At 64.7% G+C, this 23,079-nt stretch carries 21 protein-coding genes; 14 read left to right on the top strand and 7 right to left on the bottom strand.

The features are described from left to right. Window positions 1–106: 106 nt before the first annotated feature. The 4 genes from ACZ1JY_RS16585 to ACZ1JY_RS16570 are packed head-to-tail and all read right to left on the bottom strand — an operon-like array spanning window position 107 to window position 4,465. A complete protein-coding gene (locus ACZ1JY_RS16585) occupies window positions 107–1,090 on the bottom strand; it encodes an alpha/beta fold hydrolase (protein ID WP_465131370.1) in 984 nt (327 codons plus the stop codon). Then, entirely contained in the window at window positions 1,087–2,313 is a 1,227-nt protein-coding gene (locus ACZ1JY_RS16580) for an LLM class flavin-dependent oxidoreductase (protein ID WP_465131369.1), read from the bottom strand. The genes ACZ1JY_RS16585 and ACZ1JY_RS16580 overlap by 4 nt, the downstream gene beginning before the upstream one ends. After that, window positions 2,310–3,179, bottom strand: a complete 870-nt coding sequence (locus tag ACZ1JY_RS16575; protein ID WP_465131368.1) for an LLM class oxidoreductase — start codon at window positions 3,177–3,179, stop codon at window positions 2,310–2,312. Before ACZ1JY_RS16575 ends, ACZ1JY_RS16580 begins: the two co-directional genes overlap by 4 nt. After that, a complete protein-coding gene (locus ACZ1JY_RS16570; RefSeq protein ID WP_465131367.1) occupies window positions 3,176–4,465 on the bottom strand; it encodes a M24 family metallopeptidase in 1,290 nt (429 codons plus the stop codon). Before ACZ1JY_RS16570 ends, ACZ1JY_RS16575 begins: the two co-directional genes overlap by 4 nt. Window positions 4,466–4,596: 131 nt before the next feature. Between ACZ1JY_RS16570 and ACZ1JY_RS16565 the strand changes: the two genes are divergently transcribed. From ACZ1JY_RS16565 to ACZ1JY_RS16530, 8 genes are all read left to right on the top strand, one after another. Continuing rightward, on the top strand, window positions 4,597–5,460 hold the full coding sequence (locus tag ACZ1JY_RS16565) for an alpha/beta fold hydrolase (RefSeq protein WP_465131366.1): 864 nt from the start codon (window positions 4,597–4,599) through the stop codon (window positions 5,458–5,460). Further along, window positions 5,457–6,830 (top strand): MFS transporter, encoded by a 1,374-nt coding sequence (locus ACZ1JY_RS16560; RefSeq protein WP_465131365.1) that lies wholly within the window; start codon window positions 5,457–5,459, stop codon window positions 6,828–6,830. Before ACZ1JY_RS16565 ends, ACZ1JY_RS16560 begins: the two co-directional genes overlap by 4 nt. A 70-nt stretch (window positions 6,831–6,900) precedes the next feature. Further along, the gene (locus tag ACZ1JY_RS16555) at window positions 6,901–7,734 is read left to right on the top strand and encodes an alpha/beta fold hydrolase (RefSeq protein ID WP_465131364.1); all 834 of its coding nucleotides are present in this window, start codon (window positions 6,901–6,903) and stop codon (window positions 7,732–7,734) included. Continuing rightward, window positions 7,703–8,719: a phosphotransferase enzyme family protein gene (locus ACZ1JY_RS16550; RefSeq protein WP_465131363.1), complete on the top strand. Its 1,017-nt coding sequence runs from the start codon at window positions 7,703–7,705 to the stop codon at window positions 8,717–8,719. Before ACZ1JY_RS16555 ends, ACZ1JY_RS16550 begins: the two co-directional genes overlap by 32 nt. Before the next feature lie 2 nt (window positions 8,720–8,721). Continuing rightward, complete coding sequence (locus tag ACZ1JY_RS16545; RefSeq protein ID WP_465131362.1) at window positions 8,722–10,092, top strand: MFS transporter; 1,371 nt, start codon at window positions 8,722–8,724, stop codon at window positions 10,090–10,092. Window positions 10,093–10,117: 25 nt separating this feature from the next. Further along, window positions 10,118–11,110 (top strand): alpha/beta fold hydrolase, encoded by a 993-nt coding sequence (locus tag ACZ1JY_RS16540; RefSeq protein ID WP_465131361.1) that lies wholly within the window; start codon window positions 10,118–10,120, stop codon window positions 11,108–11,110. Beyond that, a complete protein-coding gene (locus tag ACZ1JY_RS16535; protein WP_465131360.1) occupies window positions 11,107–11,490 on the top strand; it encodes a Cap15 family cyclic dinucleotide receptor domain-containing protein in 384 nt (127 codons plus the stop codon). The genes ACZ1JY_RS16540 and ACZ1JY_RS16535 overlap by 4 nt, the downstream gene beginning before the upstream one ends. Next, complete coding sequence (locus ACZ1JY_RS16530) at window positions 11,430–12,434, top strand: alpha/beta fold hydrolase (protein ID WP_465131359.1); 1,005 nt, start codon at window positions 11,430–11,432, stop codon at window positions 12,432–12,434. The genes ACZ1JY_RS16535 and ACZ1JY_RS16530 overlap by 61 nt, the downstream gene beginning before the upstream one ends. 19 nt (window positions 12,435–12,453) lie before the next feature. On the opposite strand, the gene ACZ1JY_RS16525 is transcribed toward ACZ1JY_RS16530, so the two are convergent. Together ACZ1JY_RS16525 and ACZ1JY_RS16520 are read right to left on the bottom strand one after the other, a co-directional pair. Continuing rightward, window positions 12,454–13,524 carry an LLM class flavin-dependent oxidoreductase gene (locus tag ACZ1JY_RS16525; RefSeq protein WP_465131358.1) on the bottom strand — a complete coding sequence of 357 codons (1,071 nt, stop codon included), beginning with the start codon at window positions 13,522–13,524 and terminating at the stop codon, window positions 12,454–12,456. Between the two features lie 171 nt (window positions 13,525–13,695). Further along, the gene (locus ACZ1JY_RS16520) at window positions 13,696–14,739 is read right to left on the bottom strand and encodes a DUF1838 family protein (protein ID WP_168904858.1); all 1,044 of its coding nucleotides are present in this window, start codon (window positions 14,737–14,739) and stop codon (window positions 13,696–13,698) included. A gap of 315 nt (window positions 14,740–15,054) precedes the next feature. Here ACZ1JY_RS16520 and ACZ1JY_RS16515 point away from each other — a divergent pair, with 315 nt between their 5' ends. The 6 genes from ACZ1JY_RS16515 (at window position 15,055) to ACZ1JY_RS16490 (ending at window position 22,281) form a co-directional block, all read left to right on the top strand. Further along, complete coding sequence (locus ACZ1JY_RS16515) at window positions 15,055–16,341, top strand: MFS transporter (protein ID WP_465131357.1); 1,287 nt, start codon at window positions 15,055–15,057, stop codon at window positions 16,339–16,341. Between the two features lie 75 nt (window positions 16,342–16,416). After that, window positions 16,417–18,648 carry a TonB-dependent receptor gene (locus ACZ1JY_RS16510; protein ID WP_465131356.1) on the top strand — a complete coding sequence of 744 codons (2,232 nt, stop codon included), beginning with the start codon at window positions 16,417–16,419 and terminating at the stop codon, window positions 18,646–18,648. 132 nt (window positions 18,649–18,780) lie between these two features. After that, window positions 18,781–19,461, top strand: a complete 681-nt coding sequence (locus ACZ1JY_RS16505) for an isochorismatase family protein (RefSeq protein ID WP_465131355.1) — start codon at window positions 18,781–18,783, stop codon at window positions 19,459–19,461. Continuing rightward, window positions 19,461–20,348 (top strand): polysaccharide deacetylase family protein, encoded by an 888-nt coding sequence (locus tag ACZ1JY_RS16500; RefSeq protein WP_465131354.1) that lies wholly within the window; start codon window positions 19,461–19,463, stop codon window positions 20,346–20,348. Before ACZ1JY_RS16505 ends, ACZ1JY_RS16500 begins: the two co-directional genes overlap by 1 nt. Then, window positions 20,345–21,271 carry a polysaccharide deacetylase family protein gene (locus ACZ1JY_RS16495; RefSeq protein WP_465131353.1) on the top strand — a complete coding sequence of 309 codons (927 nt, stop codon included), beginning with the start codon at window positions 20,345–20,347 and terminating at the stop codon, window positions 21,269–21,271. Before ACZ1JY_RS16500 ends, ACZ1JY_RS16495 begins: the two co-directional genes overlap by 4 nt. After that, entirely contained in the window at window positions 21,268–22,281 is a 1,014-nt protein-coding gene (locus tag ACZ1JY_RS16490; RefSeq protein WP_465131352.1) for a zinc-dependent alcohol dehydrogenase family protein, read from the top strand. Before ACZ1JY_RS16495 ends, ACZ1JY_RS16490 begins: the two co-directional genes overlap by 4 nt. Window positions 22,282–22,351: 70 nt before the next feature. Here ACZ1JY_RS16490 and ACZ1JY_RS16485 read toward each other — a convergent pair whose 3' ends face one another. Then, window positions 22,352–22,993: a GntR family transcriptional regulator gene (locus tag ACZ1JY_RS16485; RefSeq protein WP_465131558.1), complete on the bottom strand. Its 642-nt coding sequence runs from the start codon at window positions 22,991–22,993 to the stop codon at window positions 22,352–22,354. Between the last annotated feature and the right edge of the window lie 86 nt (window positions 22,994–23,079).

Here is a 23,079-nt window from a genome sequence, read left to right as displayed (position 1 = left end):
GCCCCACGCCCCTTGCATTCTTGAAGCGAAGGTGCCGCAGCAAACGCTTGGCGCTGCACCGTTATCTTCACTGTCCGCCCTTCGGAGAGACGCGCGTCCCGAAGGTTCAGCCCGCAGGTGCAGGCAGTTGGCGATCAAGCCAGTTGCGCAAGTCGCGGGTGAACTTCTCGGGCTTCTCCCACATCGGAAAGTGGCCAAGATCGGAGTAATTGATCACGTCCACCTTGGTGTTGGTAAAACGCTTCACCGAAGCATCCGCGCTTTGCGAGATCACGTCATCGAACGAGCACCACTGCAGCAGCACCGGCACCCGCACCGCTTCTGCCACCGCGCCGACATCGCTGGACTGGAAAGCCTTGACGTTGGCCTGGATGTACTGCGCCTGCCGTTCAAGCGCGCCGGGCAGGTTGTTCATCTCGGTGATCTGATCGACCATGCGATCGGTCGGCGTGAACTCGGGCGGTGTCGTATCCTCCAGCATCAGCCGCCAGAATTCACGATGGCGCCAGTTGGGAAGGACGGCCTTGTGCGCCTCCAGCATCCATTTCAGGCGCCAGTCGACCTTGCGGGTCTGGCTTGGCCGTTCCAGCGGCAGCATCGAAAACGCCATCGCCGTGACATGGCCCGGATAGGCGCGGTTGAATTCGAGCCCGACATTCGCACCGTTGGACGTGGCGACCATCGCAAACTTGTCATGCCCCAGCGCCTTCATAAGCCCGTCCATGAGCTGCGCCGAACGCGGCGTCGAATAGACGCCGCTCGGGTCAGGGCCGGTCAGCCCATAAGGGGACCAGTCAAACCGGACGACGCGGTACTTGTCGGCCAGCAGCGGCACGACGTCATCCCACTCGTGCAGGTTCACGATCGAACCGTGCAGCAGCACGACGACCGGACCGTTCGCCGGACCTTCCTCGCGCACGTGCATGCGCACGCCATCCACGGTCACAAAGCGCGATGGCGCATCGGCCCAACGCTTCTCCAACTCGGCGCGGTCAGTCTCCCCTGCCCCGGCGCGCAGCGCAACTACGCTGCCACCAAGGCCAAGCGCGAGCGCGCCGATAATGCCGAGCGCGAGCCGACCGCGCTTCATGCCGCTTCGCGCATGCGGGCCGAAAGGCCCAGCGTCTCGCGCAGGGTGCTGCCCGGATACTCCCTGCGCAGCCGTCCGCGCTGCTGCAGCACCGGCACGACCTGTTCGACAAAGTCCTCAAGCCCGCCAGGCATATAGCTCGGCTGCAGAGTAAAGCCGTCGCAGGCCCCGCTGTCGCGCCACTCGATCATCATGTCAGCCATCTGCTCACCCGTGCCGATGAACACGTTGTGGCCACGCGGATGGCGCATGAAGTTGGCCGCGAAATCACCCAGCTTCGTTCCCTTTTCCGCAGCCGGTTGGACCGATTTGGCCACGTCGGCCTTCGGCAGCAGCGTATTGGCAAGGATCGCATCGACCGGGATCGCCGCGTCGGGATCGAACGGCGTCAGATCACAGCACAGCGATTCCGAGAGATATTCGATGGCCAGCGGCTTATCGCCCATGTCCAGGATGGCTGCGTGGTTGGCGCGGGCCTCTTCCTCGGTGCCACCCAGCACGCAGGACAGCCCCGGCATCACGCGTACGCCATCGGGATTGCGTCCGACGGCGGCGATGCGGTTGCGCATGTCGTTGCGGAAATCGATGCCTGCATCGATATTGGCGGCGGGGCAGAAGATCGCCTCGGCCGTGCGCGCGGCAAAGTCGCGGCCTTCGGGAGATTGCCCGGCCTGCACCAGCACCGGCCGTCCCTGCGGCAGCGCCGGCCCTGCCTTGTCCATCGCCGCCCACAATTCGCAGGCCTTGGCCACGACATCGACGGCATGGCGATAGCGCTGATCCTTGGGCGGTAGCTCCGCTTCGCCAAAATTCGGCGCTGTTTCAGGGTGGGCGGTCGTCACGATGTTCCAGCCCGCGCGCCCGCCGCTGATGCGGTCCATCGCGGCAAAGCGTTCGGCCAGCATCTCTGGCGTGTTGTAGGTGGTAGAGACGGTGGCAACGAGCCCGACGTGCTCCGTTACCGCGGCCATGGCCATCAGCAGGCTGACGGGATCGAGCGTCGGCATCGCCAGCCGCGCCGGGGTCCGCCCGCCCGCACCGCGCGATTGCAACTGATCCCCAAACACGATGGCATCGAAGCGCGCGTCATCGACCATCTTCGCGACGCGCGCGTAATAGTCCATCGAGAACACGCCTTCCGGCGTGGCGCGGGGGTGGCGCCAGCCGGTCGGGAAGAAGCCGATGCCTTGCAGGAAGGCCCAGAGGTGGATCTGCTTGCTCATGCGACATACTCCGGCACGTGCGTAGGCTTGGATTGGGTGGAGGCGCTGGACGGAATCTTCAAGCCAAGCCGCTCGCGCAGCGTTCCGCTGGCTGCCGGGCTGGCACCGGGACGATTGCCCAGCAGACCGCCAATGGCCGAGATTGCGGCCGGCAGGGCCGCCGCCTGTTCCAGCAGGATGAAATGCACCCCGTCGATCTCGCCCGCCTCGAACGCCGCCGTCATCGCCGCCATATCAAGATCGGACCCAGCGCCCACTTTCAACAAGCGGCGGCTGCCACCTGCAGCTGTTCCCGGCGCATCGACCAGCACGATGTCGGCGTCCGCGATGCCGACGTTCTCGGCTTCATCCAGCACCAGCACCGGCTGCCCCTGCAACGGCCGCATGGCGTTGACCGGCCCGGCGGTGTCGAAGAACGGACCGCGATAGTCTGGCCGGATGACCTGATCGGGATTCAGGTAAAGCCCGCTGTCCTTGTCGATCACCAGCGTATCGGCGCCCCAGCCATCCCATAGCGCGCGCGCGGCGCGCACCATGTCGGCGGCCATGCCCGGCTCTCCGCCTTCCGAAACCACGGACCACCCGCTCAGGCCACCGGCAAGATAGTCGACGGCAGACAGGGCACGGGCAACATGGAAGGGGTGTGCATTGGTCGCAGGGACGGTGGCAACGATGCCGGTCCGCGAAGTGAGCGGCGCGGCCCATGCCGCGATCACCTGCGCATCGAACGGATGATTGATCGCCCGGCCCAGCACGAGCAGGTCCAGTCCCGCCTGTTCCGCCGCAGCGATGACTGGGCGCGCCAGTTCAGGCACGGCAAGATCGGCATCCATCACGGATGCCGAAACAATGAAGCTTCGGGTCATACCACTATCACCGGTTCATGAAGGGGGTGGATGGGCTCGGCGCCCGTCTCGGTTATGAGGACAAGGTCCTCGCAATGGGCCGATCCGCCGATGCCCGTATCGAGCGTCGGGCAATCGACCGAAATGATCATGCCAGGTTCGAGCACGAAATCCGGCTTGCGCCAGAACCCGCCGTGCACTTCGCCCGGCTCGTCGGTATGGGCAAGGCCGACACTGTGCGGGCCGAAGCCGATCAACGCCTCGTAACCCGCCTTGCGCACCGCTTCGCTGCCCAGCGCGACGATCTCGGAAAAGCGCAAACCGGGGCGCAATTGCTCGCGCACCGCCCCCCACGCAAAGGCGCTGGCCTCTGCCGCCCGCCGCGCGGCGCGTGTCGGTTCCCCGACGAAGACGGTGCGGGCAAAATCCCCATGATAGCCAAGGAACGAGCTGACGCCGTCGAGCATCAGGGTCTGCCCGTCGGCCACCTTCACGCGCGACAGGTCGGACGAAACCCGATCCACGTTCAGGAACACCGAAGTGTTCCCCCGCGCCGCGCATTCCTGGCGATAGAGGCCTTGCAGTTCGTGATGCGTGGCACCAGCCCGGATGGCATGACCCACAGCGTTCAGGGCATCCACGTTGGCGCGGGCAGCCCTTGCCATCAGCGCCTGTTCAAGCGGAGATTTGATCAGGCGAATCTCGCGCAGGATGTTGTCGGCCGGGACCATGGCGCCGGGATGCTGGTGCCGCGTTGCCACTTCGGCGACCACCGGATTGTCGAACCCGATCCGGCCTTGCCACAAACCAAGGTCGCGCATGGCTGCAACGATCGCACCACCGGCATCGCGCGCCATGCGCTCTGCCCCAGCCAATCCCGCAGAGGCCTGCGCCCGGTGATGTTCCGCAGCCGTCAGCGGCATTGAGGAGCCGGTCGGCAGCACCGGACCGTCAGGAACCGGCCCGACGGCCTCGTCCCCACTGTCGCCCAGATCGTTGTAGAGCCACACGCCCACATCGGCCCGATCCCGGCCATCGGCCCAGCTGTAGTGATGCAGGAAGCGGCTCGTCACCAGCGCCGGCATTTCGGGCCTTGCCCGTGCAATCAGCGCGAAAGTTCCCGGCGGCTGCCCCGGACGGGTCCGCGCAATCTGGGGCCAATGGCCAAGCAGATGATAGACATTGAGCGGATCGCCCAGCACCAGCCCTTCAAGCCCGTGCCGCTCCATGACCGCGACCGCGCGCGCCATGTTCATCGGCCCGCCGCGCTCCAGCGCGGCCAGCAGATCGTCATCGGAAGGGAGCATTCGCCAGTCCATGCCCCTCAACATGATCCTGCTTCGGGGTTCCCGAATACCAGTGTGACCACCTCTCCGCCTGACGGTCATTGCCCAAGGGGGATTAGGGCAGGCGTAACAGCGATATACGCTCCGCCACCATGACCCAGACCCCCTCCCACGCCATCGAGCGTGCTTTCGTGACGCTCGCGGAAGGCCAGCTTCATTTGCGAAGGCTCCCCGCTGCCGATGCCAGCGCAACGCCGATGCTGCTGCTGCACGCTTCGCCCGCCTCGTCGTGGTTCATGCAAGACTTCATGCTGGCCCTGCGCGCGGCAGGGTGCATGGGGGAAATCATCGCGCCGGACACCCTGGGCAATGGCGATTCGGTCGCGCCTGCTGAAGCAGATCCGGAGATCGGCTACTTTGCCGGATCGATGGACAGGCTGTGCGTCGCACTGGGCCTTTCCCGTGTCGACGTCTATGGCACGCACACCGGCGCGCGCATTGCCTGCGAATTGGCCGCTGCCCACCCGGAGCGCGTGCGCGCCGTGATCCTCGACGGCATTACCGAATACGACGACGAACTGCGCGAAGCCGTGATTGCCAACTATGCGCCCTCGGTCGAACCGGACGAATATGGCCGCCACCTGATCTGGGCCTTCAATTTCTGCCGCGATCAGGCGCTGTTCTTCCCGCACTTCATGAAAGTGCCGGACCGCCGCCTGACCGTGCCGATGCCGCCGCCGCAAGTCCTCCATCGCATCACGCTCGATGTGCTGAAGGCGCTCGACACCTACCACAAGCCCTACATCGCAGCCTTCCGCTATCGCAGCTTCGAGCGCATGGAGCAGGTCAAGGCCCCCACGCTGCTGCTCAAGCCCGAGACCGAACTGGCCCTGCTCAACGCCTCGGTCGCCACCGCGCTCGACCGGCTTGCCAACGGCCACTCCGCCGCGACCCCGGGCGACGCTGCAACCAAGGCCGCCGTCATTGCCGCCTTCCTTGCGGAGAACGCGGCATGAGCGCAACCGCAAAGGACGCCCGCCTCTCGATCGGCGTATGCCTTGGCTTCAGCGTCGGCACGGTTGGCGTGTCGATCATGCTCAATACGGTGACGAGCTTCTATCCCGCCTTCATGTCGACAGTCCTCGGCCAGTCGCCAGAGATTGCGGGCTACCTGCTGATGATCTCCAAACTGGCTGACGCGGTGATCGACGTCGTGGTCGGCTCGATGTCCGACAACGCCCGCACCCGCTGGGGCCGGCGCAAGCCGTTCCTGCTGGCAGGCGCCCTGCTTTCGGCCGTGTCGTTCCTGATGCTGTTCGCCCCGCCGGTCCTGGGCCAGGGCGCACTGATGGCGTGGATGATCGCGGCCTTGCTGATCTATTCCACCGCCTATTCGCTGTTCAACGTGCCCTACATGGCGCTGCCTTCGGAACTGACCGACGGGTTTCACGAACGCACGCGGCTGATCTCCTTCCGCACCGTGTTCGTCTCGATCGGGCAGGTGCTGGCACTCGCCGGGACGGCTGCCCTGGTGCAAAGCGGCGGCGCAGGACGCGGCGGCTACGCCACGATGGGCCTCGTCATGGCCCTGATCATCGGCGGCGCGATGACCGCGACGGCGCTGTCCATCCCTGTCCGTCATGCCCCCGAGGGCATGCAGCGCGCCACCTCTCACATGCCGACCCTGGCCCAACTGCGCGCGATCGGACGCAATCGTCCGTTCATGATGCTGCTTGGCGCCAAGGTCTTCCAGTTCCTGTCCTTCGCCTCGGTCGCCTCGACCATGCTGCTGTTCATGCTGAACGTGGTGGGCATCGGCTATGACGGGCAGATCGTGCTGGCGATGACGCAGAACCTCGTCACGGCGCTCGCCATGCCGCTGTGGGTGTGGACCGGCAAGCGCATCGGCAAGCGCCGCACCTACCTGATCGGCGTGGTCCTGTTCTGCGCTGCTGCGCTCAGCTGGCTGCTGGCCGACTCGTCCATCGGCACTATCGGTATCGTCTCGCGCGGCTTTGTCAGCGGCCTTGGTTCGGGCGCGCTCATCCTGATGTCGATCTCGATGCTCGGCGATACCCAGGCCTATGACCGCCTGCTGACCGGAGAGGCGCGCGAAGGCCTGCTGTCGAGCGCCATTGCCGTGGTCGAAAAGGTCAGCTTCGCGCTGGGCGTTGCCGTGCTGGGCGTGTTTCTGCGCTGGCTGAACTATGTGCCGACCACCGGCGGCGCCATCATCCAACAGCCGCCAAGCGCGATCCTTGCCCTGAAACTGGGCTTTGCCGTGATCCCTGCGGCGATGTTCGCGATCAACGGCCTGTTCCTGTGGTTCTACGATCTTGACGAAGACAAGATGGAAGCCACTCGCGCCGCCGTATTGCCTGCCTGACGTATCACCGAAGGGCGGACAATCGGGCAATTTCAAGCGGAACCCCCAAGAGCCGGAACATAGTACAGCCATGCCGACATATCCTTCCATCACGCGCGCCTACACGCGCTGCCGTCACGGGCAGATGCACTACCGCGTGGCAGGCCCGGCCGATGCTGCAAAAGTGCCGGTGCTTCTGCTCCACCAGAACCCGTCGTCGGGATACGAATACGAAGCCCTGATCGACGCTTTGGCGTCCGATCGCCGCGTCTTCGCCTTCGACACGCCGGGTTACGGCATGTCCGATGCACCGCCCTCGCCTCCCGGCATGGCAGGGTACGCCGCCGCCTTTTCCGATGCACTCGATGCGCTGGAGGCAGATGGCCTGCTTGCTGGCCCGATCGATCTTTACGGCTTTCACACCGGCACGCTCCTGTGCAGCGAACTGGCCATCGCACGGCCCGACCGCGTACGCCGCCTGGCCCTCACGGGCATCCCCATGTTTCCGGCCGACGTGTCGGCAAAGAAACTGGACGAGGCGCTGCACTACCCCGCGCCCGAAGAAAGCGGCGAATCCACGCTGACCCTGCTGCGCAATCTCTGGAACTACGTCGTGACCTCACGCGATCCGGCGGTGCCGCTGCAAAAGGCCGTGTTCAATTTCGCCGACAAGGCGCGCGTGCTCGATCGCTTCACCTGGGCCTATCAGGGCGTGTGGAGCTGGGACTATTCACGGCTCGGCCTTGTTGCCCAACCGGCACTTCTGCTCCAACCTGCTGAAGACCTTCTCGAAATGTCCAAGGCAGCCGCCGCGCTGATGCCGCACTGTTCCATTGTCGAAATGCTCGATCTCGATCGCGACATCTTTGACGTAGCTCCTGAACGGATTGCCAATGACCTCCGCAGTTTCTTCGATCACGCCTGACCTGCCCATCGCGCAGGTCTCGCACTCGGTCCTTCACCCCGCCTTCATCGCGCGCGAGGTTGCCCGCCGCTATCCGATGAAGGGTGAGATCACCTGCTTCCTGCTCTATCGCGGCATGAACGACGTCTATCTGGTCGAGGACGAGACCACCAAGTACGCCCTGCGCGTCTGGCGCAAGACCTATCGCGATGTCGATGACGTTGCCTACGAACTCGATTTCCTCGCCTACCTACAGGACAACGCCTTCCCGGCCTCCGTTGCCGTGCCGCAGCACGATGGCCGCCTGTACTTCAAGGTCTCCTCGCCCGAGGGCGAGCGGGCGCTGGCCATGTATGATTGGGCGCCAGGCGTGAAGTTCGGTGAACGCCTTTCGAACGAAACCGCGTTTCGCATTGGTGCGGCCATGGCCGAAATGCACCTCCACGGCTTCAAGTGGGCTGGCGAGGCGCACAGGTTCTCGACCAAGACGGCCAAGGACTACAACATCTGCATGCCGGCGCTCGTCGCCTTCGTGAACGACCGGCCCGAAGACCTGCGCGACTATCCGCAGATCGCCGCCGCGCTCGACCGGCGGCTCGACGAACTGGCCGCCAGCGGTGAGGTTCCGCTCGGCGTATGCCACCGCGATTTCCACCCCAGCAATGTCCACGTGGCCGAGGATGGCGCGATCACCTTCCTCGATTTCGACGCGGCGGGTGAGGATTTCCTCATGCAGGACGTCCAGAACTTCGTGTGGGGCAACCTGTTCTACGGCTTCGATCCCGCCAGCGGCGAGGCCTTCGAAGCAGGCTACGAAAGCGTCCGCCCCTTCACCCAGGCCGAAAAGGACAACCGCGAGCTGTTCCTGATGGCCAAGGCCTTCCGCCTTGTCGCCGGCATGGCGGAAAGCTCGACCGCGGTGGGCCGTGGCACGCTGCGCTTCCGCAACCTCGATTGGCTGGGCGACTACATCAAGACGCGCGCCCGCGCCTGCGGCCTGATCTGATCGTGGCAACAGTAGCCGACGGCATGGCGCGCCCCGCGCCTCTGGCGCAGCGGGCATGGCTGACCGTCGGCATCCTGTTCCTGGCCGGTATCCTGTCGATCATCGACAGGTCGGCGATCAACCTGCTGGTCGATCCGCTCAAGGCCGATCTTGGCATCACCGATGAACAGATCGGCCTGCTGCAGGGCCTCGCCTTCGGCCTGTTCTATGCCTGCATGGGCATTCCCATGGGCATGGCGGCAGACCGCTTTTCCCGCCGCAACCTCATTGCCTTCGGCATCACGGTGTGGAGCCTGGCAACGATCGGCAGCGGCCTTGCCCAATCCTTCGGTGAGCTGTTTGCCGCACGCCTGCTGGTCGGTTTTGGCGAAGCGGCGCTCAGCCCTGCCGCCATTTCCCTGATCGCAGACCTGTTCCTGCCCGAACGACGCGGACGTCCGATTGCCGTGTTCATGACCGGCCAGGGCCTTGCCAACGGCATTGCCATCTCGGTCACCGGCGTGATCCTTACCGCTGCGGCAGCCGGTGCCTTCGCAGGCCTGCCGGTGATCGGCGGGCTTGCCGCGTGGCGTCTGGCGTTCCTTCTGTTCGGATCGGCAGGCCTGATCGTGGCGGCCCTGCTGCTGATACTGGCGCGCGAACCGGCACGCGGCACGGTGCAAACCGGCCCCCGCCGCGCGCCGGGCGCAGAGGAGATACGCTACTTCTGGCGCAATCGCACCGTCCTCCTGCCGCTCTACTTCGGCTTCGCGATCTGCTTCACCGTGGCCTATGGCGCCTCGGCCTGGGCACCGACGATGCTGATGCGCGGCTATGGCGTCTCGCCCGCATTCCTCGCCGCGTGGCTGGGGCCAATGGCCATCGCCTTTTCGGCCATCGGCCCGCTGATCGGCGGCACGATGCTCGACAGGTCGATGAAGGGCGGCAGGCCGATGGCCCGCTTTGCCATTCTCACCTTCACGCCGCTCTTTGCGATTCCTTCCGTGCTGGCGGTCATGGCGGGCGAGGTTCATGTGGCCGCGTTCCTCGTCGCCTCGTCTGCGGCCGTGTTCTCGGTCGTCGGCACGGTCATGCTCGCCACGCTGCAATCGGTGGTGCCGCCACACATGCGCGGCAGCGCCGTATCCTTGACGCTGGTGATGAACACCCTGCTTGGCGCGGCCCTTGGCCCGCTGCTGGTCGCCAGCCTGACCCAGCGCGTGCTGGGTGACGATGCCCAGGTCGGCTGGGCCATCGCCATGGTCTGCCTGCCCTGCCTTGCCGTGGCGAGCCTGCTCTACGCCCTTGCCCGAAGCCGCATGCGCGCCGCCCTCGCCTCGGGCGAGACCGAATGCGCCCGCCTTCTCGCCGCCGAGGCACAAGCGCGCGCCTGACCACCTCAAACGGGAGTTCCTCAACATGAAGATCTTGCGAATGTTCGGCTTCATGGTGGCTGTGGGGCTGGGCCTTCTTGCCCTGATCCTGCTGACCATGCGTGCGGGCTGGTGGAACCCCTCGTATGAAAGCGTCCTGAAGGCACAGGCCAGCGCACCGTCCACCTTCGAGACTTACGGCACGGCCCGCATCCACATTCGCGATGAAGGCCCGCGCGATGGTCCGGTCATCGTCATGCTTCACTCCTCGATGACCAACCTGCGCGAATGGGACGTCTGGACCGACGCGCTGAAGGACCGTTACCGCGTGATCCGCTTCGATTGGCCGCCCTATGGCCTGTCGACCGACAGCGCGCCCTCCACCGGTATGCCCGGCGTCGTGAAACTGCTCGAGGCCATCGTCGAGGCCAAGAAGGTTGAGCGTTTCGCCATCGTCGGCACCTCCAGCGGCGCGACTGTCGCCACGCTCTATGCCTCGGCCCATCCGGAGAAGGTCACGGCGCTCGCACTTTCCACCCTGCCACTCAAGGCGCCGCCGCCCAGCGACTTCAGCCGCGTGATGATGGCGATGGTATGGACGCACGAAAACCTCGTGCCCAACTACTACCCCCGCTTTTATTACCGCCGCGCGCTGGCCGAACTCTATGGCCGCCCGGAACGCCTGACCGACGAGACGGTCGAATGGTACTACCTGACCAACAACATTCCCGGCGGCTTCGAAAAGGTGCGCCAATACTATGAGGCCAACCTCAAGGCGGTCTGGTCCAAGGGCGCAGGCGACGACGCGGCGCGGGTCAAGGTGCCGGTCCTGCTGCAATGGGGCGATGCCGATCCGGTTCTCCCGGCCTATCTCGCCGACGATGCGGTCAAGCAGTTCTCCGGCACCAAGGTCGATCTGATCCGCTACCCCGATCTCGGCCACTACCCCATGCTCGAACTCCCGCAGGAAACCGCGAGGGACCTGCGCGCATGGTTCGACAAGACGCTTGCCCCGGCCGCAACAGAGCCCGCGAAGTGACCGCGCCCGATCTCGCCGGAGCCTGGGCCCTGCACGGCATCACGATGGGACCGGACGGCGGCGTCCTCTATGAATGGGACGCCGACCTTGCCATCCAGCAGTCCGCCGATGGCATTGCGGTGGCGATCGAGACGAGCGGCTTCAAATCCTCGCGCTCGGTCAGCTTTGCCGAAAAGCTCACGCCGCTGCCCGAAGGCGGCTGGCACCTGCGCTATGGCTATGAAGCCGATGGCGCGCACGAGGGCACCGCGCCCGGCCAGTTCTTCGGCCTGTCGCAGCTGACCTTCGCCCCCGACCTCCAGACCGCTGAGGGCTCATCATGCAATTACAACGGCCGCTACGTCGTCATGCAACTTTCCGCCAGACGGCTCGCCTGCTGACAGCAGCGCTGGCACTGGGCTGGGCAACCCTTGCCCAGTGCCAGACCGCCGAACCGGCGCCAGAGGTGCCATCCGACACCGTCCTGCGCCATCGCTACGCCTTGCCCGGCTCGCACTTCGCGAAGATTGCGGGCGAGGACATCCACTACGTCGACGAGGGCCAGGGCCCCGCAATCCTGCTGCTGCACGGCTCCTTCGCCAATGTGCGCCAGCTGGATGGCTGGGCCAAGGTCCTGTCGCGCAAGTACCGCGTGATCCGCTTCGACCAGTCCCCCGGCGGCCTGTCCGGCGGCAACCCGCGCGGTGACTATTCGACCACGCAGCGCATCGCCGTGATCGACGGGCTGATGGACAAGCTCGGCGTGCAGAAATTCGTGCTGCTCGGCACGTCCAGCTCCGGCGTTCTGGCCACCGCCTACGCCGCAGCGCGCGAGAGCCGGCTCAACGGGCTCATTCTCGCCAATATCGCCGTTGCCGATTTTGCTCTCGATTTCAGCACCATGCCCAAGGCGCTGCTGGATGCGGTGGCAGAAGACCGCACGCACCCCACCTTCCACCGGCCGGAGTTCTGGCGCCAGATCCTGCTCGCCAACATCACCGACGACAGCCAGGTTACCCCCGAACTGGTCGAACAATGGACCGTGCTCAACAACCGCGCCTTGCGCGATGCCGAATCCATGCGCGCCATCCGCGAGACGAAGTTCTCCTTCGCCAGCTCGGGCGAGGATCTCAAGCACATCGCCACGCCCACGCTGTTCGTCTGGGGCCGCGACGAGCATGAAACGCCGATGGAAACGCACGGCATTCCGGGCTTTGCGATGTCGGTCGCCAAGGACAAGACGCTGGAGCTGATCCCCGGCTGCAGCCACATGATGCCGCTCGACTGCCCGGTGCAGAGCGCCGCGCGCATGCTGCCTTTCCTTGATCGGGTGACGGGGCGGTAACACCGCCCCGCCCGCAGCGTCAGGCCACAGCGTCCCGCGCCGCGACCCCTGCCCGCACCAGCGGGATCAGGTCGCGGCCAATGCCGATCACGTCCTCCACCGGGTCGAAGCCGCGCAGGATGAACTTGTTCACCCCGGCATCGTAATAATCCATCAGGGCATCAGCCACCTGCGCGGGCGTGCCCACCAGCGCGCCCGAATTGCTCTGCCCGCCGCGCAACTGGTTGATGCCGTTCCAGAAGCACTTTTCCAGACGGTCACCCCGCGCCGCAAGCTCGGCCGTGCGCTTGAAGCCATCGGCCTTCACTGCCGCAGTGTTCTTGTCGAGCTTGCCGAGATTTGCGGCGACGGTCTCACGGATAGCGTCGGCCCGCGCCCACGCGGCCTCCTCGGTCTCGCCCAGCACCACGCGGATGGAGCACAGGAAATCGGGCTTGCGGCCGAAGGGTGCCGCCGCTTCACGTACCTTGCCGACCACTTCGGTCATGCCGGCGACCGTGTCGGAAAGCGTGGCGAAAGTATCGCAGTACTGGCCTGCCACCTCGAGCGCAGCGGGGCTCATGCCGCCGAAATAGACCGGCACGTCGCGGTTGGTCGGCTTGATCGCAGCAAAGCCGCCAGTGAACTTGAACCACTTGCCTTCGTGCGTGATCGGCGCCTCGCTGGTCCACATCGCGCGCAGGATCTCGATGTATTCCTTGGCCCGGTCATAGCGTTCGACCTTGGTCAGGTAGTCGCCATCGGCCTGCGTTTCCTCGTCGCTCGCCGCCGTGATGATGTGCACGCCAAGACGGCCCGGCATCAGCCGGTCCAGCGTCGCCAGCATGCGCGCGGCCATCGTCGGCGGAATGAAGCCGGGGCGGTGCGCCAGCATGACGCCAAGCCGCGTCGTATTGGCGGCAATCGTCGCGGCAATGGTGAAGTTGTCCGGCATCACCGCCGCATTGGCGACGAGCACCTTGTCATAGCCCCACGCGTCATGCAGCCGCGCCATCTTGACGATGCCTTCGGGATCGAACGTCTCGAACGGCAGCGGCGCGATCTCGCTCGATATGTTGTGGTTTATCAGGCCATTGATCTCGACAGGCATCGCATGCTCCCAGTTTCCGGAATGGTGCGAAGTCTATGCCCGGTCAGCACGAGACGAAGCCGCCCCACGGCCTTGACCGCCTGTCGGAGCCAAGCCGATGCCCACGCGCCGCACACGAAGAAGCCCGCCGGAAACCTGTTCCAGCGGGCCATTCCATTGTGCGAGCAGCGCTTACTCGCCGCCGCGCTGCAGCGCCTTGGCCACTGCCGGCGGCTTGGGCGGCGACCAACCGGCAGGAACCGGGGCCGGCGTCTGTTCGCGGGCATAGTTTTCAAGGCTCGACAGCGAAGGACCATAATCCTCGGTCGGCGCATGAAGCCACTTCTCGTCCATCGCGCGAGCAGCGGCGACCAGGTCTGCCGGCAGGCCCTTCTCGCCTTCGGGGATGGTCTGGAAGTGGGTGAAGTAGTTCACGTGGCCTTCGGCCTGCCCCATCAGCATCCATGGCAGCCACGGCGTCGTGCGCGTCCATGCGCCAATGTGCGGGATATGCGTCAGCCTCGGGTTCTCCACGTCCTTGCGCAGAACGGTGAAGATGAAGTGTTCCGACACGCGGTTCATCGGACCCGACGATTCGCGAACCCACTTTTCGGGATTCAGCGCGTTCGGGTACTGCATGTCGATGTCGGTGCGCAGGATCATCGTACCCTCGGGGCCGAATTCCCAATCCTGCAGGAACGGCTGCCGCGGTGGCTTGTCCTTGTTCATGCCGCCGTAGGACGGCGGTTCCGGCATCCACTGGCTGATGGTGAAGTTGAACGGATCATTGGCGATCGGCACGACCTTCACGGTCTCGTCGGTGTAGGGATTGTGCCAGGTCTTGAGGATCTCTCCCGACTGCAGATCGCGGTAGAACACGACCTCGCGCAGCATGCGGCGATAGGAGCCGTCTTCCAGACGCTTGGTCCGGGTGAAGCTGAAACCTTCGACCCCGAACAGCGCGCGGATCGGCTCGTTCGGGCGCACGCCATAAGCCTTGCCCTTGAGCCAGCCGCACTTCTCCTTCGTCGGATCGATGTCGGCATCGATGCGGACGTAAGTGTCGCGGTTCCACTCGGGGTCCTTGAAATCGATCTTGGTCTTGAAGGCAGGCGTGAGCTTGCTCGGCCCCTGCGAGCCCTTGGCAGCAGCGGCAACAGCGGGCGACATGGCCATGCCAGCTGCAAGGCCGGCAAGGCCAAGGCTGCCGCGGCGGGTGATCTTCACATCATCCATCTAGTCTTCATCCAATACGGGTGTTGAAGGTTCTCTGTCGTCCAGACACGCCCCACGCTGCATCTGTCCGCAGGCAGCTTGACCTGTTCCGCGAGTCTTTCGCACGGCAGTGCAGAGCGCTGTTCGCTGTGCGGATAGCACGATGCCACCCCTGCACCATTGCCATATCGCCGAAACATCCCGGTTCTATCATCTGGGAGCAGCTGTTGCCATCTCGCGCTATCCGAAGGGCGGATGGCATGGCAGGCCAACTGTCAAACCCGGCTGCAACCTGTTCCTCTCCAGCTTTCATGGGCGGGAGGTTGATTGCAGGATATGGACAGCACACGATCCGGACACAGCCTGGGCGAAGGCAAGGGTGAGTTCCGGCGCGGCTGGCCGATCCTGCTGGCATCGCTCCTGGGCATCGGCTGCGGCCTTGCCGCCATGCCATTCTACACGGCTGGCGTCTTTGCCCCGCACCTTGCGCGCGAGTTTGGCTGGTCGCTGGGCGAAATCATGGCCGGTCTCACCATCACCACCGTGACCGTGATCGTCGCCGCGCCCGTGGCGGGCATCCTGTGCGACCGCTATGGCACGCGGCCGGTTGCCGTTGCCTCGCTCGCCTTTTTCGGCCTCGCTTACCTGTCGCTGGCAACGCTCGGCAATTCGCTGATCCGGTTCTACGCCACATGGATGATCGCCGCAGCGCTCGGCGCGGGCACCTTGCCGATCACCTTCACGCGGACCGTCAACCAGTGGTTCGACCACCATCGCGGGCTGGCGCTGGGCCTCGCCATGACCGGCACCGGCCTGTTCGGCGTGGTGTGCAAGCCGCTCCTGGCGTGGGTCATCGGGCTTTACGGCTGGCGTGGGGGCTATGTGGCGCTCGGGATGCTGCCCCTGCTTGTTGCCATCCCGATGGTCCTTCTGCTTTTCCGCGAACAGGCCGGCAAGCCGGCAAATGCCGTGGCGGCTGTCGCCCGGGTCGATCAATCTGCCGAACTGCCCGGCTTCACGCGCGGAGAGGCGCTGCGACACTGGCGCTTCTGGCTCATTGCCGTGATCCTTGTGCCGATTTCCTTCGCCCTGGCAGGGGCAGTCCCCAACCTCGAGCCGATCCTGCTCGATCGCGGCATCGATGCGGCCACAATCCTGACGCTTACTCCGCTTGTCGGCCTCTCCTCCATCGGAGGACGGCTGATCGGCGGCTGGCTGCTCGATCGATTCTGGGCGCCGGGCGTGGCGTTCGTCCTGCTGGGAATGCCGGCGGTTTCATGCCTGATCCTGGCAAACGGCCAGCTCGATCCCGGCATGGCGCGCTTTGCCATCATTCTGATCGGCTTCGCCCTCGGCATAGAATACGATGTCGTCGCCTACCTCACTTCGCGCTTCTTCGGCCTGCGCGCCTACGCCGCGATCTACAGCATGTTCTATGTCTGCTTCTCCACCGGCGCAGGGTTTGCTCCGCTGGTGTTCGGCATGATTCGCGATCGCACGCAGGACTTCGCACCGGCCTTGATGGCGTCGGCGATTATTCTTCCACTTTGCGCGGCAGGCTTCCTGTTTCTCGGGCGATATCCGCAACTTACGCCCAGCAACAAAGGCGAGTCTGCTATTTGACATATGAATATATCAATATAACAATATGGGCTGGTTTGACGCGCTCCACGCGTCGCCGATCGTGAGGGATCCGACATGACCAGCCACCGTTTCCTGCTTACCTCAATGCTTGCGCCGATTGCCCTTGCAGCCGGCACCGCCCACGCCCAGAGCGCGCCCGCGTCCACGCCCCAGGCAGACGCCGAAGCCATCCCTGAATCGAAGGGCCTGGAAGAAATCGTCGTCACCTCGCAGCGTCGTGCCGAAAAGCTGCAGTCGGTTCCCGTCACCGTGTCGGCCTTCAACGAAAAGATGCTCGAGCGTCTGGCAGTGTCGGACACCATCAGCACCTCGAAGTTCGTGCCCGGCCTCATCTCCAACCACAACGCGGGCCTTGCCTCGGCAAATACCTACTTCCTGCGCGGCCTTGGCAACACGCAGTCGGCGCCGACCTTTGATGCGCCGGTCACCACTTACGTGGACGATGTCTACATCGCCCGCCAGAACGCCAACAACTACGCCTTCTTCGATACCGAGCGTGTCGAAATCCTGCGCGGGCCCCAGGGCACCCTGTTCGGTCGCAACACCACCGGTGGCGCGATCAACGTGATCATGCGCAAGCCTTCCGACACCGCGGGCATGAAGTTCGAGGCAACGGCCGGTTCGTTCGAGCGCTATACCGTCCGAGCAATTGCCGACCTCCCGGTTGCCGAAGGCGTGCTTACCAAGGTGTCCGGCTTCGTCGTGCGCGATCGCGGTTATCTCAAGAACATCACCACCGGCGACTGGTTGAACGGTGAGGAAAGCTATGGCGTGCGCGGCGACGTGCGCCTGTTGCCCACCGAAGCGCTGACCATCGATCTCTCGGTCGAATTCACCAGCAATTCCAGCACGTACACCGGCCTGCGCTACGTTCCGGGCGCCAGCCCTTATGTGAAGACTGCTGTTAACCGGCCTGTGTTCTATGAAAGCGCGGCTGGCCTGGCGACGGGCAACTGCGGTGACGACAACGTCACCCGCCTGCTCACCACCGAGCGCGGCAACTGCAACCTTTCGCAGACCTTCGCGATGGGCGGGAACATCAACTACGATTTCGGCGACGGCTCGCTGACCTACATCGGCGGCTACCGTCACCTCGATCAGGGCTATATCAACGAATACAATGCCTCGCAGCCCAACCGCTATGCCGGATACATCATTGCCGACAACGCCATTCACGAGCAGCACAGCCACGAGCTGAAGCTGAACTATTCGTTCGGCGATCTCATCGATCTGGTCACCGGCGTGTTCTACCTGAAGGAAACGTCCAACGACCGTCAGACCAGCTTCACCGGCGGCACCACCGCGTTCCGGCCGATTCAGGACGCCATCTACAAGCACCAGGTGGAAACCGCTGCCTACTACGCGCAGGCTGATTTCCATGCCACCGACAAGCTGACCGTCACCCTTGGCGGACGCTACACGTGGGAGGAAAAGAAGCTCGCCTACACCAAGTCGACCCAGTTCCCGGCGCTCTCCTATGACAACGCGGCCGTTCTCGCGGCAGGCAATCCCCTGCAGCAGTCGGTCAAGCGCTTCACGCCGCGCATTGCCGTTGACTACAAGCTGAACCCGGACGTCATGCTGTTTGCTTCGGCCACCAACGGCTTCAAGTCCGGCGGCTGGAACGGCACGGCATCCCTGCCGCAGAACGCAGTCACCTTCCGGCCCGAGAAGACCTGGTCGTACGAAGCGGGCCTGAAGTCGGAACTGTTCGACCGCAAGCTGCGCTTCAACCTGACCGGCTACTACGCCAAGACAACCGATCTTCAGGTTACCGCCGGCGTCGCCAACTCGCTTGGCGTGATCGCCAGCCTGCCGTTCAACGCCGGCACGCTCGAAGTCTACGGCCTCGAACTGGAAACCACCGCCCAGTTCGGCAACCTCAACCTCTTCGCCAACCCTTCGTACATGCACGGGTCATACACCTACATCTCGCCACTGGCGACGACGCTGAGCACGAGGCTGACGCCGGTGCGCGTGCCGACCTTCCAGTTCAACGGCGGCGCCTCGTATGACATTCCGGCAAGCTCCCTGGGCGGTTACTTCACCCCCAGCGTGACCTGGCGCCACAACTCGCCGTACTGGGTGGCCGTGCTCAACACCACGACTGCTCCGACTGAAAACTTTGTCGATGCCGCGATCAGCTTTGCGGCCGATGACGGAAGCTACCGGATTTCGTTCGAGGTCTCGAACCTGACCGACCAGCGCACCGTGACGGCGAACTTCCTGTCGCTGTTCCCGGGCGATCCGCGCCGCTTCACCGGGCGGATCAAGTTCAAGATCTGACCGGCATGCGAATACTTGCGGCGGCAGGGCCCGTTGTCCTGCCGCCGCATGGCACCAATGCACCACAAGCCCGCAGGCGAAGCTTCGCCTGCGGGCTTTGGCGGCCAAACAAGAAGGTATGGTGGGCAAGGAATGAGCATCATCGGCACGAAGATGGTCTGCGATGGCAAGACCGCACGGCAGATCTTCGAAGAGGTCATGGCCAACCCGGCTCGAACCAAGTTCGGCTTCGGCGAAAAGCTCGCCATCGTGAATGTCGATTTCCAGAACGCCTACACTAGGATTGACCGCTACAAGACCGCCTACGAAACCGATCCGCGCCAGATCGAACACACCAACACGATCTCGCGCCTTGCCCGCGCCAAGGGCATGCCGGTGATCTGGACGCACGTTGCCTATGCCGAGGATGCCAGCGACGCAGGCGTCTGGGGCACGCGCACCAATACGCCCGACAGCCTGCAGAACATCAAGTACGACTCCGATCGCCACGCCTTTGACGAGCGTTGCGAGATCGACCCTGCCGACATGATCTACACCAAGCGCATGCCGTCCGCCTTCTTCGAAACGCCGCTGCAGAGCCTGCTGGTGTGGCACAAGGTCGATACCGTGGTCGTCACCGGCGGCTCCACCTCGGGCTGCGTCCGCGCCACGGCGGTCGACAGCCTCAGCCGCGGCTATCGCACGATCGTGCCGATCGAGACTTGCGCCGACAAGCACGAATCCTACCACTTCGCCAACCTCACCGACCTGCAGCTGAAGTATGCCGATGTCGAACCGGTGCAGACCGTGATCGACTGGCTGGAGGCGCGCTGATGCAGGAAGGCGCTGCCGACCCCGGCCTCTATGATTTCTCGCCCTATCGCGGGCGGAAGCCATTTGCCTGGCCGGGCGACAAGAAGGTTGCCGTCTGGGTCTCGCCCAACCTCGAATACTACGAGATCGATCCGCCCGCGAACCCGCACCGGAAGTCGTGGGCCAAGCCTCACCCTGACGTGGTCGGCTATGCCCACCGCGATCATGCCAACCGCGTCGGTCACTGGCGCATGGCCGAAGTGATGAGCAAGCACGGCTTCCCCGGCTCGGTCAGCCTTTCGGTCGCGCTGTGCCAGCACCATCCCGATGTCGTCGCCGATGCCAACGCGCGCGGCTGGGAATTCTTCAGCCACGGCATCTACAACACCCGCTATTCCTACGGCATGGACGAGGCACAGGAACGCGCGATCATAGAGGATTCGATCCGCACCGTGCGCGAGGCCACCGGCCAGACGATCCGCGGCTGGCTTGCCCCCGCCCTCACCCACACGCCCCGCACGCTCGACCTGATCGCCGAGTACGGGCTGGATTACACCTGCGACCTCTATCACGACGATCAGCCGCAGCGTGTGAAGACCGCCAGCGGTGACTTGATCTCGATGCCCTACAGCCTCGAGGTCAACGACCACTACGGCTTCTTCATCTACAACATGAGCCCGCGCGAATACGCCCGCACGCTGATCCGCCAGTTCGAACGGCTGGCCGACGAGCCTTCGGGCACCGTCATGTGCATCCCGCTCCATTCCTACCTGATCGGCCAGCCGCACCGCATCGGCGCCTTCGAGGACGTGCTGCGCCACATCGCCGCCGATGGCCGCGCCTGGATCACCCGCTCGGGCGATATCGCCGATGCCTGGCGCGCCGTGCAAACGGGAGAAGCCGCATGAGCCTCGATCCCGCCTACCTCGAATACCCGCGCCGCCGCGCCGGCTACGATCACGATCTCTATCCCTATTCGGCCATGCCGACGCGCCAGCCGCTGCAGTGGCCTGATGGCAAGGGCGTGGCAACGTGGATCGTCGTCAGCCTCGAATGGTTCCCGATCACGCCCTCGGACACGCCATTCCGCGCGCCGGGACACATGCAGACGGCCTACCCGGACTACCGCCACTACACCGCCCGCGAATACGGCACGCGCATCGGCTTTTATCGCCTGCTCGATGCCTTTGCGAAAGCGGGCGTGCAGGTCTCGGTCGCTGCCAACGGCGCGATTGCGCAGCGCTACCCTTCGGTAATCCGCGACATCATCGCCGCTGGCCACGAAGTGATCGCCCACTCGACCGACATGAACGGCACGATTGCCTCGACCCTTCCCGTCGAAGCCGAACGCGCCCTGATCCGTGACAGCATCGCCGCCTTGGCTGACGTTGCCGGGGTGGCCCCGCGCGGCTGGCATTCCATCGCCCGCTCGCAGAGCTTTGCCACCACCGACCTGCTGGTCGAGGCCGGAATCGAATACTGCGTTGATTGGGCGAATGACGAAGTGCCGTGGGCCTTCGCCAATGGCCTCGTCAACCTACCGCTCAACCACGAACTGTCCGACCGGCAGATCATCAACGTGCAGCAGCAGTCGGTGGACAGCTACGCCGAACAGATCCTCGACGCGCATGACTGGCTTGCCGGTGAAGCTGCAGTCAGTGGCCCCGGCGGCGGCGGACGCCTGCTGCCGCTGCACCTCACGCCCTACATCATCGGCCTGCCCTATCGCATGGACGCCTTCGAGCGCCTGCTGGCCGATCTCAAAGCCCGCCCCGCCACATGGTTTGCACGGGGCGCAGACATTCTCGATTCCTGGAGGAACCAGTCTTGAAAGCCTATCAACTCGGAGGCCAGACCGGCCTTGAATCGCTGACCCTTGCCGAGCGCGACATGCCCGTCGCCGGCCCCGGCGAAGCCGTGCTCAAGGTCAAGTACGTCTGCCTCAACAACCGCGATCTGCAGATCCTCGAAGGCCGTTATGGCCCGAAAAAGGCCGAAGACCGCATTCCCTTCTCCGAAGGCGTCGGCGAAGTCGTCTCGCTCGGCGAAGGCGCTGCCGGCATCGCCGTGGGTGACCGCGCGATCCTTGCCCACTTCGTCTCGTGGATCGATGGCCCGTTCGAAATGCGCTATTTCGGCGCAGATCTTGGCACCAATCTCGATGGCTGGATGGCCGAATATGTGAAGGTCCCCGCCGCCGCGCTGGTCAAGGTGCCTGACAGCCTGAGCGACGAAGCCGCCGCTCCCCTCGCCGCAGCCTCGCTCACCGCTTGGCATGCCGTCGTCGAAGTCGGCCAGGTTCGCGCTGGCGATCTCGTCGTCGCGCTCGGCACCGGTGGCGTCGCCATGGCCGCGCTGCAGATTGCCAAGGCCAACGGCGCGTTCGTCGCGATCACCTCGTCCAGCGACGAGAAGCTGGAGCAGGCGCGCAAGCTCGGCGCGGACTACACCGTAAACTACGCCACTCACCCCGATTGGGCCGCCGAACTGCAGCGCCAGACCGGCGGGCGCGGCGCGGACATCGTCGTGGAAACCGGCGGCCAGAACACCTTGCCCCAGTCGATCAACGCCTGCGCGGTCAACGCTCGCATCGTCATCATCGGCGTGGGGTCTGCCGATGGCCCGCTGCCCAACTACGGCGGCATCATCGGCAAGAACATCACGCTCAAGGGCATTGCCGAAGGCAGCCGCGCCATGCTCGCCCGCATGGTCCGCGCGATGGAAGCCACCGGCTTTGCGCCCGTGGTCGACCGCGTGTTCAGCTTCGATGAAGCGGTTGCCGCCTGCCAGTACCTCAAGTCCGGCGCACACCTTGGCAAGGTGCTGATCAAGGTCCGCTGATCGGTAAAAGGGGCCGCCTCAGCGCGGCCCCGAATTTCACCCCGCAGCAGGCCTCACGCCGCAGTAGGCCTCACGCCGCCGTAGGATTGTGCAAGTCCATCCGGATGTGGAACCGGTCCGAGCGGTAATGCGCGTAAGTGCGCAGGAACGGCACGTTGTTGCGATCATAGACCGTGCGGGTAATCCGCAGGATCGCCGACATCGGCTCGACGTGGAGCGTTTCCACCAGCGACGGATCGGCCAGCATCGCGCCGATGGTCTGCTCGGCACGCTCGGCATGGAATCCCGCCTCGTCCAGCAGCTTGAGCAGCGGCGCGCGCGGCAGGGTCTTTTCCGAAATCACATCGGCCAGTTCGCCCCGCACGTAGCTGACGATATAGCCGATGGGGATACCTTCGAGGCAGCGCACGCGCACGGCGCGGATCACTTCGGCGCCTTCCTCGATCTTCAGCGCATTGGCGATGATGTCAGTGGCGGCGCGGCGCTCGACCGAGACGACGTTGACCGTCGTTCCCTCGCCCAGCGCCATCAGGCTGTCGACCGCCTGATCGATGTTGGCTTCAAGCGGCTTGGCCGGTGACTTGAAGATTACCCGCGTGCCCAGCCGCCGCCGCCGCTCGACATAGTGCTGGTCGGCCAGATCGTTCAGCACGCGCCGCGCGGTGATGCGCGATACGTCGTAATGGGCTGACAATTCCTGCTCGGTGGGCAGGACGCTGCCAAAGGGCCGCTGACCGGAAAGGATCTCGTCGCGCAGGCTCAGGTAGATCTGGCAGGCTCAGGTAGATCTGGTGGTAG

The sequence above is a fragment of the Novosphingobium sp. BL-A-41-Hi4B-X5A genome (assembly GCF_055521705.1).
This window is presented reverse-complemented; position numbering and strand designations above follow the sequence as displayed.